General features: G+C 65.0%; 17 protein-coding genes, 1 tRNA gene and 1 pseudogene. 9 read left to right on the forward strand and 10 right to left on the reverse strand.

Annotated features, from left to right (window positions below; all coding sequences use genetic code 11):
- The 8 genes and pseudogenes from HG262_RS14695 to HG262_RS14730 form a co-directional block, all read left to right on the forward strand.
- Window positions 1-388: pseudogene (locus tag HG262_RS14695) on the forward strand (peptidoglycan-binding protein LysM); the annotation flags it as partial.
- A gap of 3 nt (window positions 389-391) precedes the next feature.
- Window positions 392-1201, forward strand: a complete 810-nt coding sequence (gene truA / locus HG262_RS14700) for a tRNA pseudouridine(38-40) synthase TruA (RefSeq protein ID WP_169271722.1) — start codon at window positions 392-394, stop codon at window positions 1199-1201.
- Between the two features lie 53 nt (window positions 1202-1254).
- Complete coding sequence (locus HG262_RS14705; protein ID WP_169271723.1) at window positions 1255-2355, forward strand: ABC transporter substrate-binding protein; 1101 nt, start codon at window positions 1255-1257, stop codon at window positions 2353-2355.
- Between the two features lie 66 nt (window positions 2356-2421).
- A complete protein-coding gene (locus HG262_RS14710) occupies window positions 2422-3087 on the forward strand; it encodes a phosphoribosylanthranilate isomerase (protein WP_169271724.1) in 666 nt (221 codons plus the stop codon).
- 120 nt (window positions 3088-3207) lie between these two features.
- Window positions 3208-3284, forward strand: a tRNA-Val gene (locus tag HG262_RS14715).
- Window positions 3285-3616: 332 nt separating this feature from the next.
- Window positions 3617-4333 (forward strand): tetratricopeptide repeat protein, encoded by a 717-nt coding sequence (locus HG262_RS14720; RefSeq protein WP_169271725.1) that lies wholly within the window; start codon window positions 3617-3619, stop codon window positions 4331-4333.
- Between the two features lie 62 nt (window positions 4334-4395).
- A complete protein-coding gene (locus tag HG262_RS14725) occupies window positions 4396-4761 on the forward strand; it encodes a YbaN family protein (RefSeq protein WP_169271726.1) in 366 nt (121 codons plus the stop codon).
- 191 nt (window positions 4762-4952) lie between these two features.
- Window positions 4953-5927, forward strand: a complete 975-nt coding sequence (locus HG262_RS14730) for an alpha/beta hydrolase (protein WP_169271727.1) — start codon at window positions 4953-4955, stop codon at window positions 5925-5927.
- Here the strand turns inward: HG262_RS14730 and HG262_RS14735 are convergent.
- The 4 genes from HG262_RS14735 to HG262_RS14750 all read right to left on the reverse strand — a co-directional run bounded on the left by HG262_RS14735 (window position 5921) and on the right by HG262_RS14750 (window position 10671).
- Entirely contained in the window at window positions 5921-7702 is a 1782-nt protein-coding gene (locus tag HG262_RS14735) for an IlvD/Edd family dehydratase (protein WP_169271728.1), read from the reverse strand. The genes HG262_RS14730 and HG262_RS14735 overlap by 7 nt on opposite strands.
- Window positions 7703-7732: 30 nt before the next feature.
- Window positions 7733-8749, reverse strand: a complete 1017-nt coding sequence (locus HG262_RS14740) for a TRAP transporter substrate-binding protein (protein ID WP_169271729.1) — start codon at window positions 8747-8749, stop codon at window positions 7733-7735.
- 31 nt (window positions 8750-8780) lie between these two features.
- Complete coding sequence (locus HG262_RS14745; protein WP_169271730.1) at window positions 8781-10061, reverse strand: TRAP transporter large permease subunit; 1281 nt, start codon at window positions 10059-10061, stop codon at window positions 8781-8783.
- A 67-nt stretch (window positions 10062-10128) separates the two neighbouring features.
- On the reverse strand, window positions 10129-10671 hold the full coding sequence (locus HG262_RS14750; protein ID WP_169271731.1) for a TRAP transporter small permease: 543 nt from the start codon (window positions 10669-10671) through the stop codon (window positions 10129-10131).
- A 132-nt stretch (window positions 10672-10803) separates the two neighbouring features.
- Here HG262_RS14750 and HG262_RS14755 point away from each other — a divergent pair, with 132 nt between their 5' ends.
- The gene (locus HG262_RS14755; protein ID WP_169271732.1) at window positions 10804-11829 is read left to right on the forward strand and encodes a LacI family DNA-binding transcriptional regulator; all 1026 of its coding nucleotides are present in this window, start codon (window positions 10804-10806) and stop codon (window positions 11827-11829) included.
- Window positions 11830-11838: 9 nt separating this feature from the next.
- On the opposite strand, the gene HG262_RS14760 is transcribed toward HG262_RS14755, so the two are convergent.
- Genes HG262_RS14760 through HG262_RS14785 form a run of 6 tightly spaced genes read right to left on the reverse strand, consistent with a single transcriptional unit; the run spans window position 11839 to window position 17650 of the window.
- Window positions 11839-12732 (reverse strand): DMT family transporter, encoded by an 894-nt coding sequence (locus HG262_RS14760; protein ID WP_169271733.1) that lies wholly within the window; start codon window positions 12730-12732, stop codon window positions 11839-11841.
- A gap of 15 nt (window positions 12733-12747) precedes the next feature.
- Entirely contained in the window at window positions 12748-13812 is a 1065-nt protein-coding gene (locus HG262_RS14765) for a histone deacetylase family protein (protein ID WP_169271734.1), read from the reverse strand.
- Between the two features lie 19 nt (window positions 13813-13831).
- Window positions 13832-14122 carry a cupin domain-containing protein gene (locus HG262_RS14770; protein WP_169271735.1) on the reverse strand — a complete coding sequence of 97 codons (291 nt, stop codon included), beginning with the start codon at window positions 14120-14122 and terminating at the stop codon, window positions 13832-13834.
- Window positions 14123-14165: 43 nt separating this feature from the next.
- A complete protein-coding gene (locus tag HG262_RS14775; RefSeq protein ID WP_169271736.1) occupies window positions 14166-15797 on the reverse strand; it encodes an ABC transporter ATP-binding protein in 1632 nt (543 codons plus the stop codon).
- 9 nt (window positions 15798-15806) lie between these two features.
- Window positions 15807-16646, reverse strand: a complete 840-nt coding sequence (locus HG262_RS14780; RefSeq protein WP_169271737.1) for an ABC transporter permease — start codon at window positions 16644-16646, stop codon at window positions 15807-15809.
- Entirely contained in the window at window positions 16643-17650 is a 1008-nt protein-coding gene (locus tag HG262_RS14785) for an ABC transporter permease (protein WP_169271738.1), read from the reverse strand. Before HG262_RS14785 ends, HG262_RS14780 begins: the two co-directional genes overlap by 4 nt.
- Window positions 17651-17672: the final 22 nt, after the last annotated feature.

Below are 17672 nucleotides of genomic sequence, written 5' to 3' on the forward strand. Positions count from 1 at the left end.
GCCGGGCGCAACAGGCACCCCGGGCGCAACAGGCACCCCGGGCGCAACAGGCACCCCGGGCGCAACAGGCACCCCGGGCGCTTCCACTGAAAAGGCCGCCGGAAGCGCTGCGGCCGACGCCAAGGACATCACTTCCGGCATGCCCAGTTGGCTTGCCGACAACCTGCTCGTCATCGTTACCGCCGTGCTGGCGCTGATCGCGTTCGTGATCGCCTGGCTGCTGCGCCGTGCCGGCGCCCGGCGGGGGGACGACGACGAGGATACGTACGCCTATAACGAGCCTGCGCTGGACACGGCAGCGCTGAACCGCAAGCTCGATACGATCAATCTCGACCTGGACGAACCGCCCACGGACGAACCGCGCCGAGTCAGCGGTCCCAGGGTTTGAATAATGTCTAGAGTTGCATTGGGGCTGGCGTATGACGGCTCCGCTTGGCAAGGTTGGCAGACGCAGCCGCATCGGCAGACGGTGCAAGACACGTTGGAGTCGGCCTTGGCTAGTTTTTGTGGTGGTCAGGGCGTTGTTCCCACGATTTGCGCCGGCCGTACCGATACGGGCGTGCACGGCGCGATGCAGGTGGTCCATCTGGACACGACGCTGGACCGCCGGATGGAGTCCTGGGTGCGGGGCGTAAATGCGTTTCTTCCGCCCAGCGTGTCGGTGCAGTGGGCGCAGCCGGTTTCCGACGAGTTCCACGCGCGCTTCTCCGCGCGTGCCCGCACATATGTCTATTTGCTGTGGCGCGGCCGCGTTCGGCCGGCGCTATGGGCGGGCCGGGCGGGCTGGTGCTTCCAACCGCTGGACGTGGAGGCCATGCGGACCGCGGCGAACGCCTTGCTGGGCGAACATGATTTCTCCAGCTTCCGCTCTTCGCAATGCCAGGCCAAGCATCCGGTGCGCCATATGCACCGGCTGGACATCGAGGAGCGCGGGCCGTTCCTCGTGTTCACGTTGAAGGCGAATGCGTTCCTGCACCACATGGTGCGCAATATCATGGGTGCGCTGCTGCAGATCGGGCAGGGCAGGGAGTCCGTGGACTGGATGGCGCAACTGCTGTCCTGGCGCGACCGCAAGCGGGGTGCGCCGACGTTCTCGCCGGATGGCCTGTATCTGTCCGCGATTGATTACCCGGCCGAATTCGGCTTGGACGAGCTGGACGGCGGTTCGCTGCTGCTGTCGCCGTTCACGCAAACCTATTAGAAAGCCGCCGCAACCCAAGGCGCCTTTTTCGCGCTGACTTGGAGGTCTTTGCCATGCAACGCCGCGCGTTCTTGAAACAAACCGCCTTGGGCGCAGCCACCGCAGGAGGCGCCGTGTTGGCCGCGCCGGCCTTCGCGCAGGAAGCGCCTGCCGTTGCGTGGCGGCTGGCCTCCAGTTTTCCGAATGAATCGCCCACGTTGTTAGCGGGCGCCGAGGATGTCGCGCGGTACGTGGCTGAAGTCACCGATGGCCGCTTCAAGATCGAGATCTTCCCTGCCGGCGATCTGGTGGAGTCCGGCCAGGTGTTGGAAGCCGTCCAGCACCGCGTCGTGGAGTGCGGGCATACCGCGTCGACCCGGTATTTCGACATTGATCCGGCGCTGTGCTTCGATGCCGGCGTGCCGTTCGGCCTGAATACGCGGCAAATGAACGCCTGGATGAGCCAGGGCGAAGGCCTGGCCCTGACGCGCGTGCTGTTCGACAAATACAACATCCTGAACTTCCCCTGTGGCTATACCGGCGCGCAGATGGGCGGCTGGTTCCGCGGCGAGGTCAAGACGGTCGATGACTTGCGCGGGTTGAAGGTCAAGGCCGGTGGATTCGCCCGCCATGTGCTGTCGCGTTTGGGCGCGACACCGGTCGACGTGCCGGTCGCGGAATCCTATGCCGCGCTGGAGCAGGGCACGGTCGACGCCGTGGCATGGATCGGCCCTTACGACGACGAGAGCCTGGCGCTCTATAAAGTCGCCCGGAACTACTACTTTCCGGGGTGGTGGGCGGGCACGTTGCAGCTGTCGCTGTATGTGAACCAGGACGCGTACGACGAACTGCCCAAGCCGTATCAATCGGCGTTGGCGCTGGCCTGCCGGATGGCGACGGGCAACATGATCGCCAAGTACGATGCAGGCAACCCGGATGCGCTGCGCAGGCTGGTGTCGCGGGGCGCCCAACTGAAGGCATTCCCCAAGCCGGTCCTGCAGGCTTGCTACGAGGCATCGCTGGCCGCCTACAAGGAAATGAGCGCCAAGGACCCGATGTTCAAGAAGCTGTACGAAAGCATGGCGGCGTTCCGCGACAAGGAAGTGCCGTGGTTTCGCGTGGCCGAGGGTAGTTTCGATAATCTGGTCGCGACGCTGGGGCAGCCGGGCGCCTGACCGGTTTCTGCTCGCCGGATATACTGATCCGACACGTCGCGCTGGGCGACATAGGTGATGGATTTCATGCGTACCCGCATCAAAATCTGCGGCTTGACCCGCGAACAAGACATCGAAGCCGCCGTTTCGGCCGGCGTCGATGCGATCGGTTTTGTCTTCTACGCCAAGAGCAAGCGCTGCCTGACGCCGACGCGCGCCGCGCAACTGCGCCGCACGGTGCCGGCGTTCGTGGATGTCGTGGCGCTATTCGTGAACCCGGATCCCGCCGACGTTCAAGCCGTGCTGGATGAGGTCGGCCCCGAACTGCTGCAGTTCCATGGCGACGAGACGCCTCAAGACTGCGGCCGCTACGGCCATCGCTTCCTGCGCGCATTCCGTGCTGGCGCACCGGGCCTGGATACCGCGCAAGACCTGGCCACGCACTGCCGCGCATACGGTGAAGCGGCGGGGTGGCTATTCGACAGCTACAGCGCGGGATACGGCGGCAGCGGCCATGGATTCGACTACGCCTTGCTGGATGACGTCCTTGCGGATCCCGTGTCCCGCCCGCTGATCCTGTCGGGTGGCTTGAACGGCGAAAATGTCGGGCAGGCGATCGAGTGGGTGCGTCCCTGGGGGGTCGATGTCAGCAGCGGCGTCGAGGTCGAGCAAGGAATAAAAAGTTCTGATAGAATCTCGTTCTTCGTTGACGCAGCACATGCAGCGGACGCGAAACTGAAGGGAAAAAAGTAGTGCTGGCGGTTGCTGTTTTTGGCTTTGATGCCGACGACTCAAACGCAATGAAAACAGCAAAAAGTCTTCAAAGACGATTTGCACAGTTTAAAAAAGCACTATATAATTCTTCTTCTTTGCAGGCGGTTAGCTCAGTTGGTTAGAGCGCCACGTTGACATCGTGGAGGTCGTTGGTTCGAACCCAATACCGCCTACCAGAATTCCTGCAAAGCAGTGCCAAGCACTGCCTTAAAAGCCGCGAAAGTCCTAGACTTCGCGGCTTTTTGCATTGTGCTTCCGGCTGGCACCGGCCCGTGCGGGTACCCATTACGTGTAATAACTGCGGACGGCAATTGCGATTGCCGCCTGCGTCGGTCCCCACGTTTGCGGGCAGCCGTTTTCGATACCCGTGCAAGCACGCTGCGGATTAATGCGCCCACCGCCGCGGTATCGGTTTTCCCCTTATCTTCGTTCCCTTTGCATAATGCGCGGGGATTCCGTGGGATATTTATCTGATATGTTCCCGGTAATGTTTATCACCGGCACGGACATGCGTTACTTCCTCAAGACAATACTCCTGGCCCCTGCGCTGATGCTGGCCGCGTGTGCCGGCAAGCCGCCGCCGGACGCGCCCGTCCAGGCGCGCATCGATGAACTGCCGATGTATGGCGGCATGGATCGGGCGGCGGCCGCGGAACGGCAGACTGGCGACAAGAAGCTCATTGCCGACGCCACCCAGGCATTCGGCTCGGCCGAGAACGCCTCGAAGGCCTGGGTCTCGCAAGGCTATCGTTTTTATCGAGCCGACCAGCTCGGCATGGCCATGCGGCGCTTCAACCAGGCCTGGCTGCTGAATCCCGACAACCCCGAGGTGTACACGGGCTTTGCGGCGGTTCTGCATGACCAGGGCAAATACTGCCAGGCCATGAGCATGATGGATCAGGCGATCAGCCATGATCCGCCTACCTTCCAGGGTATCTACGCCGATGCCGGCCGGATCGCGGCCCGCTGCGCGGCGGAGGACAAGACCTTGCCGCCGGAAGCCCGGGTGGCGGCGACCGCCCGGTCGGACGCGTGGTACCGCAAAGGGGAAGCCGTGGAGCCCGACAAGGGCTATCTGTATTCGTCCTGGGCGACGGCGTACTACTGGCGCGGCCAATACCGAGAGGCGTGGGCGATGGTCGTCAAGGCTCGCGCCGCGGGCGGCACGCCCGGTCCGAAGTTCATGGACCTGCTGCGCGCCAAAATGCCCGAACCCCGGACATAGGCCTTGCGTCGTATCGGCCAATCCGGTTCCTGCCCGGCATTTGCGATATTCTGCTGACCATCATGATGAAAGCGCTTTGGTTGGTGTTGGGCTGCGTGATGTTGGCATTGGGCGTCATCGGCGCGTTTCTGCCGGTCATGCCAACAACGATTTTCCTGATTCTGGCCGTGGGCTGCTTCTCGCGGTCTTCGCCGCGGCTGGAAAAATGGCTGCTCGACAGCCCCACGTACGGACCGGCGTTGCGCACATGGCGGGAACAGGGCGCAGTGTCGCGCAAGGGCAAGACCTACGCGTGCCTGGGCATGGCCGCGGGTTACGCGCTGTTCTGGTGGAGCGCGCATCCGTCCTGGCCGCTGGCCGTTGGCGTGGCCGTGTTTTTCATCGCCAGTGCAGCGTATGTGATCAGCCGTCCTGCGCCGAAAACCTGATTGCCGTTTAGCCGCTATTCAGGCGTTTGAGACGCTTCTGAAAGGCTGGGCCGGCGCGTAACGCGCCGAAACCGTTGGGTCGGCAATCCCGGGCCGGCGCCCGCATTTTCTCTGATGTAATGGGCCGCAGCAAGGCTGTTCAAGTCGCAGCGCGTCGTTCCGGTCGCGCGTTCAGCCGGCAAGGAACATTCATGGTGAACAAGCGTCGGGAACTTCTATTTGCCGCCATGTCCGGGGCGGCGTTCGGGTGGGCGAATCCATCCTCCGCTGCGTCGGCGGGCCAATCCGCAGTCCAGGAAGCGCTGGACCTTTGGCCGGGCAACTACGCCCCTCAAAGTAAGGGCCCACATCAAGGCAACGGGCCGGAAGGCCCCGAGAAAGTCAGCGCAAAGGGTTCCGTCGCGCAGGTGTCGCGGCCGCGCCTGATTGTCTACCGGCCGGCCCGGCCCAATGGCAGCGCCGTGCTCGTGATTGCCGGCGGCGGTTACGCGCATATCGAGCGGGGCACGGAAAGCACGCCGACCTGCCTATGGCTGCAGGCGCAAGGCGTGACCGCCTTTGAACTCGTCTATCGGCTGCCGGGTGAGCATTGGACGGCAGAGGCCCCGTTGCAGGACGGTCAGCGCGCCATGCGGGTCATCCGTTCGGTGGCGGGGCAGTACGGGCTGGACACCGGCAGGATCGGCGCCATCGGGTTTTCAGCGGGCGGGCATCTGGCCGGTCTCACGGCCGCCACGGCAGCGGTGGCGCGGTATGCCGCGGTGGACGCGGCCGACAGCCTGTCGTCCCGCCCTGATTTCGCGGGGCTTATTTATCCGGTACTGACCTTCATGGCGCCGTTCGACCATACGCATGCACGCCGGGAAATCGTGGGAGAGCACCCCACGGCCGAGCAAAGTGCGGCGTTCTCCGTGGACCGTCTGGTGACGGCGCAGATGCCGCCCGTGTTCCTGGCGCAAGCGCAGGACGATCCGATCTCGCCCGTGGACAACAGCTTGCTGATGTTCAACGCGCTGCGCGCGGCGGGTGTGCCGGCCGAGATGCATATCTTTCCCCAAGGCGGCCACGGCTGGGGGCTGGGCAAGCCCGGCACACGGGTGCATGCGTGGCCGGGTTTGTTTGCCGAATGGGCCGCGATCAGCGGCTTTTTCGGGGTCCCTCAGTGAGAGTGCCGGGGATCGCCGCGCGTTTCGATGACTTTCAGATATAGCGTCGCGGGCTCCAGGCAGCCGCCCGTCGACAACTGGCCGACCAGTTGCCGGTACAGCTCCTGCCAGGGCGTTTGCGAGGCCGGTGCCTGGTAGGGCGGTTCTTGCTTCCGTCTTGCCATTTCCGCGTCGTCGACCAAGGCGGTGACGCTGCGCTGGTTCAGATCGACACGGATCTTGTCGCCGGTGCGCAGCAGCGCCAATCCTCCCCCGACTGCTGCTTCAGGCGACATGTTCAAAATGGACGGGCTGCCGGAAGTGCCGCTTTGCCTGCCATCCCCCAGGCACGGCAGGGAATCCACGCCGCGCTTGATCAGGTGGGACGGAGGCGCCATGTTGACCACTTCGGCGCTGCCCGGGTAGCCCACGGTGCCGGCGCCGCGGATGACAAGGATGCAGTGTTCGTCGATGTTCAGCGCCGGGTCTTCGATGCGCGCGTGGTAGTCCTCGGGGCCTTCGAACACGATGGCGCGGGCCTCGAATGCGTTCTCTGAGCCGGGTTCGGACAGGTAGGCGCGGCGGAACGCTTCGCCTACGACCGACATCTTGATGATGGCGCTGTCGAAAAAATTGCCCGACAGCACGATGAAGCCTGCCCGGTGTTTCAGCGGGGCGGCGCAGCTGCGGATGACGTCGGCGTCGCGGGTCTTGGCGCCCGCGGCGATGTCCCCGATGGTCTTGCCGGATACGGTGGGGCAGTCGGGGTGAAGGCGCCCGGCGGCGAACAGTTCATGCATGACCGCGGGGACGCCGCCCGCGCGGTGGAAGCCCTCGCCCAGATGCTCGCCCGCCGGCACGCAGTTGACCAGCAGCGGCACGTCTTCACCCAGGCGCTGCCAGTCGTCCAGGCTAAGGTCGATGCCGGCGTGGCGGGCCATCGCGATCAGGTGCGGCGGGCAATTGGTGGACGCGCCCAGCGCCGATGCCACGACGATGGCGTTCTCGAATGCCTGCCGTGTCAGGATGTGGGAGGGCCGCAGGTCTTCGCGCACCATGTCGCAGATGCGCATGCCGGTGGCGTAGGCCATCTGGGCGCGTTCGCGGTAGGGGGCGGGAATGCTGGCGCAGGTGGGCAGCGACATGCCCAGCGCTTCGGCCAGCGAATTCATCGACAACGCCGTGCCCATGGTGTTGCAGTGGCCGACCGACGGCGAAGACGCGGTGGCCAGCGTCATGAAGCCCTCGTAATCAAGCTTGCCGGCCGCCATCAGGTTGCGCGCGTGCCAGATGACGGTGCCGGAACCGACGCGCTGGCCGTCGTGCCAGCCGTCCAGCATGGGGCCGCCGGACAGCACGATGGCGGGCAGGTCGACCGTGGCGGCGGCCATCAGGCAGGCAGGCGTGGTCTTGTCGCAGCCGGTCGTCAGCACCACCCCGTCCAAGGGGTAGCCGTGCAGGATTTCGACCAGGCCCAGATAGGCCAGGTTGCGGTCCAGCGCGGCCGTGGGCCGCCGGCCTTGTTCGGCCAGCGGGTGCACGGGGAACTCCATCGGGATGCCGCCCGCGTCCCGGATGCCCGCTTTGACGCGCTCGGCCAGCGCCAGGTGATGGCGGTTGCAGGGCGCCAGATCGCTGCCGGTCTGGGCGATGCCGATGATCGGCCGCCCGGACTGCAACTCTTGCCGCGTCAGGCCGTAATTCAGATAACGCTCGACGTAAATCGCCGTCATATCGGCATGCGCGGGGTCGTCGAACCATTTCTGGCTGCGCAACTTGCGGGGTGTCTGAGACATGGGGGCTCGCTTTGCTTCGGTTGAACAGCGCTAGTTGCGCGCCTTCTGGATCTCGTCATTGAGCTGCTTGATGAGCTCGGGCCCGAGTTCCTGCGTGTACTTGTCCACGACGGGCTGCACCTTCTGCCGCATGCGGGCCACTTCTTCCGGGCTGATCGTATTGATCTTCATGCCAGCCTGCTCAAGCGTCGTCATGGCCTTGGCGGAATCGGTGCGGCTGTCCTTGCGTTCGAAATCGCGCGAGGCGGCAGCAGCCTGGCGGATCAGCTTTTGTTCGTCCGGCGACAGGGTGTCCCACCACTTCTTCGATGCCATCACCACCCAGGGGGTATAGACGTGACGAGAGATTGTCAGGTAGGGCTGCACTTCGTAGAACTTGCTGCTCTGGATCGTGGTGATCGGGTTTTCCTGGCCGTCCACCGTGCGGGTTTCCAGGGCGGTGAACAGCTCGGAGAACGGCATGGGCACGGCATTGGCGCCCAGCGTATTGAAGACGCCCAGCGCGATCTGGTTCTGCATCACGCGCAGCTTGATCCCTTGCATGTCTTCTGCGCGGTTGATCGGGCGTTTGGAATTCGTCATGTTGCGGAAGCCGTTTTCCCAATAGACCAGGCCGACCAGGCCGCGGGCTTCCAGTTTCTTCAGCAGGTCCTGGCCCAGTTGCCCGTCCAGCACCGCGTCGGCTTCCTTTTCGCTGTTGAACAGGAAAGGCAGGTCGAACACGCCGAATTCCTTGACCATGCCGGCCAGCGGCGCGGTGGACCCCACCATCATTTCCTGGGCGCCACCCGCCAGTGCGCCCTGCATCTGTTCGTCCGAGCCCAGGTTGGCCGAGCCGAAGGTCTTCATCTTGAGCTTGCCGCCGCTGACTTTCTCCAGTTCCTGCGCCAGGAAGCGCGCGGCGCGGCCCTGGACGCTTTCTTCGTTCAGACCGTAGCCGAAGCGGATCAGGCGGGGTTTGACGTCCGCCGCCGCGGCCACGCCGGCGACCGCGCAGGACAGCGCGGTCGCCAGCACGAGTAGACGGGTTTTGAATCGATGAATCATGGTGCTCCTCCTTGGGGTTTTCTCTATGCCGCTAGTGCATCCAGCGTGCGGGTACGGTGATCAGTTCGGGGAAGATCACCAGCAGGATCAGCAAGACCGCGTAGGCCACCACGTAGCGCCACACGCCCTTGCAGATGGTTTCCATATTGATGCGGGCCACGCCGCACACGACGTTCAGCACGGTGCCAACCGGAGGCGTCAGCAGCCCCACGCTGCCCACCATGACGAACATGACGCCGAAATAGACGGGGTCGATGCCTGCCTTGATGACGACGGGCATCAGTACCGGGCCCAGGATCAGGATCGTGGGAGTCAGGTCCATGACCGTGCCCACCAGCATCAGCAGGATCAGCAGGGCGAACATCAGCATCTTGGGCTGGTCCATCACGGGTTCCAGCAGGGCGATCAAGTCCTGCGGCATGTCGGCCAGCGTGATCATGTAGGACGAGACCATCGCGGCCGCCACCAGGAACATGACCACGGCCGTCGTGCGCGCGGCATTGGCGAACAGCTGCGCCAGGTCGCGAATGCCGATCTCGCGGTAGACGAACAGGCTGACCAGCAGTGCATAGACCGCGGCGACGACAGCGGCCTCCGTGGGCGTGAAAATGCCGCCGCGCAACCCTCCGATGATGATGACGGGCAGCATCAGGGCCCACAGCGATTCGCGCAGGGCCTTCATGCGGCTGCGCCACGGCACGCGTGGCGCGGGTTTGATGCTGCCGTGCTTGCGCGCCACCCATGACCAGACGGCAATCAGCGTCAAGCCCATCATCAGCCCTGGGGCAATGCCCGCGAAGAACAGCTTGGTGATCGACACGTTGGTCGCCACGCCGAAAATGATGAACGAGATCGAAGGCGGGATGATGGGCGCGACGATGCCGCCGGCAGCGATCAGCCCGGACGCCTGGCCGGCGTCATAGCCCTTTTCGCGCAGCATCGGGATCAGCAGCGACCCCAGCGCGGCGGCGTCCGCCACGGCGGAGCCCGATAGCGAGGCCAGCAACACGCTGGCGAAGATGGCCACATAACCCAGGCCGCCCTGGATATGGCCGACGAAGGCACTGGCCAGATTGACGATGCGGCGTGAAATGCCGCCGGCGTTCATGAGCTCGCCGGCCAGCATGAAGAGCGGCACCGCCATCAGAGTGAAGCTGTTTGCGCCCGACAGCAGGTTCTGCGCCAGGATCTGGGTATCGAAGAAGTCCAGCTGAAACATCATGGCAAGCGCGCTGAGCAGCAGCGCGAATGCGATCGGCATGCCCAGGGCGATCAGCCCCAGCAGCACAAGCAGGAAGACGGTCAGGATCATTGCAGGTGTCCGGGCGGAATGGGGAGGGGGGCGGCGCCGTATCAGGCCAGGGTGAGGAGCTTGGGCATCAGACCAGCGGATCTTCGGGGCTGGACTCCGCCGGCAGCGGGCCGCCCGTCAGCACCCGGACCAGGTCGATCACCGTCAAGATGCCCATGGCCACCGCCGCGTACAGCGCCGCGGAATTGAACACTGCCAGCCGCATGCCCGTGACCGGCAGCACCGTATCCATGCCGATGACGGTCTGCACCCAACTGCCCTCGGCCATCAGCCACAGCACCCATAGCACCAACAGTTGGCAGAACACGTGGGACACGCGGCGCGCCGCCGGCCCGAAGCGTTCCACCAGCATGGTGACGCCGATGTGCTGATGTTCGCGCAGCGCGATCACCGACCCCAGGAAGATCATCCAGACGAACGCCAGCCGGGAGACCTCGTCCGAGGCGTTGATGCCGGAATTGAACAGATAGCGCAGCGCCACGTTGCCGAACAGCAGCACGGTCATGACGATCAGACAGGCCACCATCAGCCAAGTCTGCAATGTGAAGCACCAGTCGGCGGCGCGGGCCAGAGGCGTGCCGCCCGGCTGGCCGGAGGGGCGAGCTTGCATGGTTTGTCTCCTATCCGTTTTCCGGAATTTTCTGGATTATGCTTTTGCGGATGTTAGCGCTAACATTTCCAGTTTGGCAACCCCCCAATTTTTGCGTCAGACTACGCGCTTCCCACTCCACCTCGAGGGCCAATGTCCGTCCGTAAACCCCGAAGCACCCGTGCCGGGCGCGTCACCATGCAGGATGTCGCCCGCCGTGTGGGCGTTAGCGCCATCACCGTGTCGCGCGCGCTGCGCACGCCGGACAAGGTGGCGGAAGCGTTGCGCCTGCGCATCGCCCGGGTGTGCCAGGAACTGGGGTATGTGCCCAACCACGCCGCCAGCGCGCTGGCGTCGGCGCGGTCGCAAACCATCGTGGCGTTGATCCCGTCGCTGAGCAACGTCGTCTTCGTGGATATCATCACGGGCATCAAGGACGTGCTGGACCGTCACGGTTATCACATGCTGATTGGCGTGACGGGGTATTCGCCGGAGGAAGAGGAGGCGCTGCTGCGCAAATATCTGCAGCATTCACCCGACGGGCTGATCCTGACCGGCATTGACCACAACCCGGGCGTGTGGAGCTTGCTGCGCGTACAGCAGATCCCGACGGTGCACACGATCGAAACGTTGCCCGCCGGCGAAGACATGAGCGTCGGTTTTTCGCAGTTCGATTCCGGATACGCGGCGGTCCGCCATCTGCTGGAACGTGGCCACCGCCGCATCGGCATCGTCGGCGCCCAATTGGACCCGCGTTCGCTGCGGCGTTGCGAAGGGGCTCGGCAGGCTTTGCGGGATGCGGGCTGCCATGATCCCGCGCTTGAAATCATGACGCCCGAAAAGTCGTCCATCAGCCTGGGCGCCTCGCTGTTGCAAGACCTGCGCGCGCGCCATCCGGATTGCGATGCGGTCTTCTTCTGCAATGACGACCTGGCCCAGGGCGCGGTCTTCCAGTGCGGGCGCCTGGGCGTGAGCGTGCCCGCGCAGATGGCCATCATCGGCTTCCATGATCTGGCCGGGACGGCTTGGACGACGCCGCCTTTATCGACGATCGCGACCCCGCGCTACGAAATCGGCGCCGCGGCGGCCGGCTTGCTGATGCGCCATCTGGCGGGCGATACGGTGGCCGAGCGGCACGTGGACCTGGGCTTTACGCTGGTGCAGCGCGAAACCAGCTAAGCCTCGAGGTCACGTCGCGCGACGCATGGCCAGGAACACGCCGGAAGCCATGATCAGGGCCATGCCCGCCAACGCCAGCGTGTCGGGCGGGCGCTGGAACCAGAACGTGCTGAACAGCACGGCCAGCAGCAGCTGGAAATAGTTCAACGGCGCCAGCGTGGCGGCCGATACGCGCTGGAATGCGGCGATCAGCAGGATCTGCGCCAGGCCGCTGCACGCGCCCAGGGCGATGATCAGCACCGCATCGGTCAGGTCTGGCCACGGGTCGGGCAGGAAGAACGGGGCGGGCAGCGCCGTGACGATCAGGCAGATGATCGCGGTGTATGCATATTGCACCGGCCCGGCCACTTTGCCGGACAGCTTGCGCGTCAGCACCTGGAAAATGGCGTAGCTGACGGCGGACACCGCCATCAGCACGGTGCCCAGTAGTGGCAGGTCCGAGCCGGGGCGCACGATCAGCATCATGCCCGCGAAACCGGCCGCCACCGCCGCCCATTGCACGGGGCGCACCCGTTCCCCCAGCAGCCATGGCGACAGGGCCACCATGATGAGCGGCGAGGTGAAGTAGATGGCCGTGGCTTCGGACAGCGGCATCCAGATCAGCGCGGTCATGAAGCACGAGGCCACGGTCGCCAGCATTACGCCGCGCAGCACCAGCAAGGGCTTTTCCGGCGCGTCGCGCAGGCGCATGCCGCGGCCGTGCCGCAACAGCATCGCGATCGCCAGGAAGATCACGGCCAGATACCGCATCACGTTCAGGAACGGCGCGGGATAGCGCTCCAGCATGTGCTTGGATCCGGCGTCGAAGGTGGCGAATGCCACCAGCGCGGCGAAAAACAGCAGGATGCCGGCATTGCGGGTGGCGGACGAAGGGGGCAGGACAGCCGAGGGGACGGAGGACATGGCGGGAGCCGCGCGTCAGGCGCCGCCGTGTCCCATGCCTTGCAGGAACGCGTCCAGCGCCGGGCCGATCGCCTGCACCATATAGCCGCCTTCCTGCACGACGACGGTGGGCACGCGCAGGCTGGCGACCCGCGCACCGATGTCGCGGTAGGCGTCGATGTCCAGTTTCAGCACGCTGATGGGATCGTCTTTGTAGGTATCGAAGCCCAAGGCCAGCACCAAGGCTTCGGGCGCGTAACCGCCAAGCGCCGTCAACGCCGTATCCAGCGCGGCCAGGAAAGGTTCGTTGCCCGAGCCGTGCGGCAGCGGCAGGTTCAGGTTGTGGCCTTCGCCCGGGCCGTGCCCGCGCTCATGCGCATACCCCGTGTAGAACGGGTAGTAGGCGCTGGGATCCGCATGCAGCGATACGGTCATCACATCCGCCCGCTGATAGAAGATGTTCTGCGTGCCGTCGCCGTGGTGCGCGTCTACGTCCAGCACCGCCACTTTGGACCAGGTCTGCAATAGGCGGCTGGCTGCCGCGGCGCTGCTGTTCAGGTAGCAGAAGCCGCCGGCGCGGTCGCGGTGCGCGTGATGGCCGGACGGTCTGCACAGTGCATAGGCCATGCCGCCGCGAGCGGCCACGTGATCTGCGGCGGCCACCGCGCTGTGCGTGGACCGCAGCGCCGACCGCCAGGTCTGGGGGCCGATGGGGCAGGACAGGTCGCTCAGGTAGTAGCCCGTCTGCGCCACGATGGAGGGCGACGGGCAAGGCCCGCGGCCTGCCTGTTCGATGCGGCCGTTGTAGTACGGCGACAGGTTGGGCAGCACCTCCGGACCCGGGTCCACGCCGGGCGCCTTCTGCGATTGCCAGCGGGCGTAGGCCGTTTCCAGGTAGTCCAGGTAGTCGGCGCTGTGGATGCTCTCCAGCGGCTTGCGGCCGTAGTCGGCCGGCGCTTCGACTTTGATTCCCCTGGCTGCCAGCGCGCCTTGCAGGCTTTCGGCCCGCGAGGGTAGATCGGTGGGCGCGCTCAAGCGGCCCAGCCGCATGAATTGCTGCGGGGTGTGCAGCAATTGCTCTTCCGAGAAAAACGCCTTCATGTTGATCCTCGCTGACGCGTCAGGCCTGCTTGATTTCGATTTCGACGAAAACGAACTCGGTTTCGCTGGGGTTGATGACGTTGTGCTCGACGCCAACGGGCCGATAGTAGGCGATGCCGGTCGTGAGCTGGCTGGTGATCGGGCCGTCGGGCGTGTCCAGCAGCAGCGGGCCGGTCGTTTGCGGCACGACCACGTAGTTCATGCCGTGGCGGTGCCAGCCGGTTTCCCCGCCCGGCGGAAAGCGCCATTCGGTGACGGTGACCATGTCATTGTCGATCTGCACGGTGGGGACGGCTGCGGGGCGTTGCACGGGGGTATCTCCTGGGGTTGTCATCGGGTTCGGGGGGGCGTGCTCAGGCCATTGTCGCCTGAGTCGGGTCCCAGTGTTGGCCGGGCACGGCGGCGATCAGCTGCCGCGTGTAGGCGTGTTGCGGGTTGTCGAAAATCTGCGTGGGCGAGCCGTACTCGACCACTTTGCCGCGATGCATGACCAGCACGGAATTGCAGATCTGTGCCGCAACGCGCAGATCGTGGGTGATGAACACCAGTGCGATCTTCAGGCGTTGCTGCAAGTCGTGCAGCAATTGCAGCACCTGGGCCTGCACGGACACGTCCAGCGCCGATACCGATTCGTCGGCGACCAAAACCTTCGGCTCTAGCGCCAGTGCGCGGGCGATGCCGATGCGCTGCCGCTGCCCGCCCGAAAACTGGTTGGGATAACGATCGAAGGCGGACGGGTCCAGGCCCACCAGCGACAGCAGTTCGCGCACGCGGGCTTCGGCTTGCGCCCGGGGCACGCCGTTGGCGACGGGGCCGTCGCTGATGATGCGCCCGACCGTATGGCGGGGGTTGAGCGACGCGAATGGGTCCTGGAAGATCATCTGGATATCGTGGCGCATGGGCCGGAAGCGCGACTCCGACATTGCGGCGATGTCCTGCCCGTTGAAGATCAGCTGGCCGCCGTTGATGCCCACCAGCTTTAGCAGGCATTTGCCGATGGTGGATTTGCCCGATCCGGATTCGCCCACGATGCCAAGCGTTTCGCCGCGCCGCACGGCGAAGCTCACGCCATCCACCGCGTGCACTTCGCGCTTGCCGCCCAGCCAGCCATGACCGATCACATAGGTCTTCTTCAGGTCCTTCACTTCCAGCACGGGCTGGTCGTCCGCGGTGGCGACGCGCTCTTCGCCGCGCCGGTGCGGCACCGCCGCGATCAGGCGCTGGGTGTAGGGGTGGCGGGGGCGGTTCAGCACCTCGTCGGCGGGGCCCTGTTCCACCAGCACGCCTTTTTCCATGACGGCGACGCGGTGGGCAATTTCGGCCACCACGCCGAAGTCATGCGTGACGAACATCACGCCCATGCCCTTTTCTTTCTGGATGCGGGCGATCAGTGCCAGGATCTGCGCCTGGGTGGTGACGTCCAGCGCGGTCGTGGGTTCGTCGGCGATCAGCAGCGCCGGCTCCAGCGCCAACGCCATCGCGATCATCACGCGTTGCCGCTGGCCGCCGGACAGGCGGAACGGATAGACGTGATAAAGCGTGGCCGGATCCGGCAGGCCCACGAAGGCCAGCAGCTCCAGCGTGCGCTTCAAGCGTTCGGCGCCCGGGTAGGCGTTGTGCACCCGCATGACTTCGCTGATCTGGTCGCCCACGGTCATCAGCGGGTTCAGGGCCGACAGGGGCTCCTGGAAGATCATCGCCATGTCTTTACCGCGCATGGCTTGCAGGGTGGCTTCGTCTTGCCGCAGCAGGTCCTTGCCACGGAACAGGATGCGGCCCTGCTGCGGGGTCAGATAATCGGGCAACAGGCCCATGATGGCGTTGGCGCTCATGGACTTGCCCGAGCCCGATTCGCCGACGATGCACAGGATTTCTCCTGCGTGGATGTCGTACGAAACGTCCTGCACGGCAAAGGGGCGGTCGCCGCCGCGGGGCAGGGCGATGCTCAAGTTCTGGATGGACAGCAGAGGCGTGGCTTCGGTCATGTCGGCCTCCTATTCGCCGCGCTTGCGCAGTTGCGGGTTCAGGGCGTCGTTCAGCCCCTCGCCGATCAGGTTGATGGCCAGCACGGTCAGCAGGATCGCCACACCCGGCCAGACGCTCATCCACCAGGCTTCGCGGATCATCGTGCGCGCGGCGCCGATCATGAAGCCCCAACTCATCAGGTTGCGGTCGCCCAGGCCCAGAAAGGACAACGACGATTCCGTCAGGATGGCGGTCGCCACCATGAAGGACGCCGACACGATGATGGGCGACATGGCGTTAGGCAGGATCTGGGTGCTGACGATGCGGGCGGGCGTCTGGCCGATGACGATCGCCGCCTGCACGAACTCGCGTTGTTTGAGCGTCATGAATTCCGACCGCACCAGGCGGGCGGCCGGCGGCCATGACACGATGGCGATGGCCCCCATGATGGAATAGACGGACGGGCTCAGGATGGCCACCAGCACGACCGCCATCGCCAACTGCGGAATGGTCTGGAAGAACTCGGTGAAGCGCATCAGCGCGTCGTCCACGCGGCCGCCGCAGTACCCCGCCACGGATCCCACCAGGATCCCGAAGAGCAGCGCCACGGCGGTCGACAGCAGGCCCACCATCAGCGACACCCGGGCGCCCCACACCAGGCCGGCCGTGATGTCGCGGCCCAGCATGTCGGTGCCAAAGGGATAGTCGGCATTGGTGAACGGCGGAATCAGCGGGTCCGCCACCATCATCCAGGGGGATTCTTCATACAGCAGCGGGGCGGCCAGCGCCACGACGACCACGACCAGCATGATGGCAAGGCCCGCCACCGCGCCGTAGTTGCGCATGTACCGTTGGGCGAATGACTTCATGCGGCGGCTCCTTGCTGCGCACCGGCGCCGATGCGGGGATCGATCAGGCGGTACAGCACATCGGTCAGCAGGTTGAACACCACCACCATGATGGAGGTGACCAGGAAAATGCCCAGCAGCAGTTGGTAGTCGCGTTGCAGCAAGGCGTCGAACATCAGGCGGCCGATACCGGGCCAGGCGAACACGGTTTCGGTCAGCACTGCGCCGCCGGCCATCTGGCCCAGCTGGATGCCGGCAAACGTGATGACGGGCAGCAGCGCGTTGCGCAGCACATGGGTGCGGATCACGCGGCTGGGGCTGACGCCCTTGGCCCGCGCCGTCTTCACGAAATCCATGCCGATGACTTCCAACATGGAAGCGCGCGTCAGCCGCACGTACACGGCCATGAAGAAGCAGCCCAAGGTGACGGTGGGCAACACCAGATGCTGGGCGATGTCCGCCGCGCGCGCCAGGCCGGTCAAGCCGGAACCCACGGTCTCCATGCCGAAGGCCGGCAGCCAGCCCAGCACGACCGAAAACAGCAGGATGCCCATCAGCGATAGCCAGAACAGCGGCGTGGCATACAGCAGCAGCGCGCCCGTCATGACGGAACTGTCGATCCAGCGGCGCTTGTTCCGGTAGCGGGCTTTGGCCGCAACGACGCCCAGGAACACGCCCAGCACAATCGAGAACAGGAAGGCACAGGACATCAGCAGGAACGTCGCCGGCAGTCGCTCGACGATGAGGTCCAGCACGGGCACATGGTTGCGGTAGGAAAAGCCCAGGTCCAGCTGGACCACGCCCTTCAGGTACAGCATCAGCTGGGTCAGGATCGGTTTGTCCAGGCCGAAGGCCACACGCAGCTGGTCGACATAGGCGGCGTCGCCCGCGCCGGCCTGGCCCGCCAGCACGGCGGCGGGATCACCGGGCGCCAGGCGGATCAGGAAGAAATTGATGATCACCACGCCCAGCACGACCACCAGGGCCTTGCCGATGCGGGAAACAAGGAAAGACAGGAATTTCATGCTCAGGGTCCTCTCTGGACGG

Source organism: Achromobacter sp. Bel (assembly GCF_012928505.1).
Classification (GTDB): Bacteria; Pseudomonadota; Gammaproteobacteria; order Burkholderiales; family Burkholderiaceae_B; genus Achromobacter.

Bases quoted from the DNA above. Each gene is read 5' to 3' on its own strand.
- truA (WP_169271722.1), top strand. From the start codon at position 392: ATGTCTAGAGTTGCATTGGGGCTGGCGTATGACGGCTCCGCTTGGCAA.
- HG262_RS14705 (WP_169271723.1), top strand. From the start codon at position 1,255: ATGCAACGCCGCGCGTTCTTGAAACAAACCGCCTTGGGCGCAGCCACC.
- HG262_RS14710 (WP_169271724.1), top strand. From the start codon at position 2,422: ATGCGTACCCGCATCAAAATCTGCGGCTTGACCCGCGAACAAGACATC.
- HG262_RS14720 (WP_169271725.1), top strand. From the start codon at position 3,617: ATGCGTTACTTCCTCAAGACAATACTCCTGGCCCCTGCGCTGATGCTG.
- HG262_RS14725 (WP_169271726.1), top strand. From the start codon at position 4,396: ATGATGAAAGCGCTTTGGTTGGTGTTGGGCTGCGTGATGTTGGCATTG.
- HG262_RS14730 (WP_169271727.1), top strand. From the start codon at position 4,953: ATGGTGAACAAGCGTCGGGAACTTCTATTTGCCGCCATGTCCGGGGCG.
- HG262_RS14735 (WP_169271728.1), bottom strand. From the start codon at position 7,702: ATGTCTCAGACACCCCGCAAGTTGCGCAGCCAGAAATGGTTCGACGAC.
- HG262_RS14740 (WP_169271729.1), bottom strand. From the start codon at position 8,749: ATGATTCATCGATTCAAAACCCGTCTACTCGTGCTGGCGACCGCGCTG.
- HG262_RS14745 (WP_169271730.1), bottom strand. From the start codon at position 10,061: ATGATCCTGACCGTCTTCCTGCTTGTGCTGCTGGGGCTGATCGCCCTG.
- HG262_RS14750 (WP_169271731.1), bottom strand. From the start codon at position 10,671: ATGCAAGCTCGCCCCTCCGGCCAGCCGGGCGGCACGCCTCTGGCCCGC.
- HG262_RS14755 (WP_169271732.1), top strand. From the start codon at position 10,804: ATGTCCGTCCGTAAACCCCGAAGCACCCGTGCCGGGCGCGTCACCATG.
- HG262_RS14760 (WP_169271733.1), bottom strand. From the start codon at position 12,732: ATGTCCTCCGTCCCCTCGGCTGTCCTGCCCCCTTCGTCCGCCACCCGC.
- HG262_RS14765 (WP_169271734.1), bottom strand. From the start codon at position 13,812: ATGAAGGCGTTTTTCTCGGAAGAGCAATTGCTGCACACCCCGCAGCAA.
- HG262_RS14775 (WP_169271736.1), bottom strand. From the start codon at position 15,797: ATGACCGAAGCCACGCCTCTGCTGTCCATCCAGAACTTGAGCATCGCC.
- HG262_RS14780 (WP_169271737.1), bottom strand. From the start codon at position 16,646: ATGAAGTCATTCGCCCAACGGTACATGCGCAACTACGGCGCGGTGGCG.
- HG262_RS14785 (WP_169271738.1), bottom strand. From the start codon at position 17,650: ATGAAATTCCTGTCTTTCCTTGTTTCCCGCATCGGCAAGGCCCTGGTG.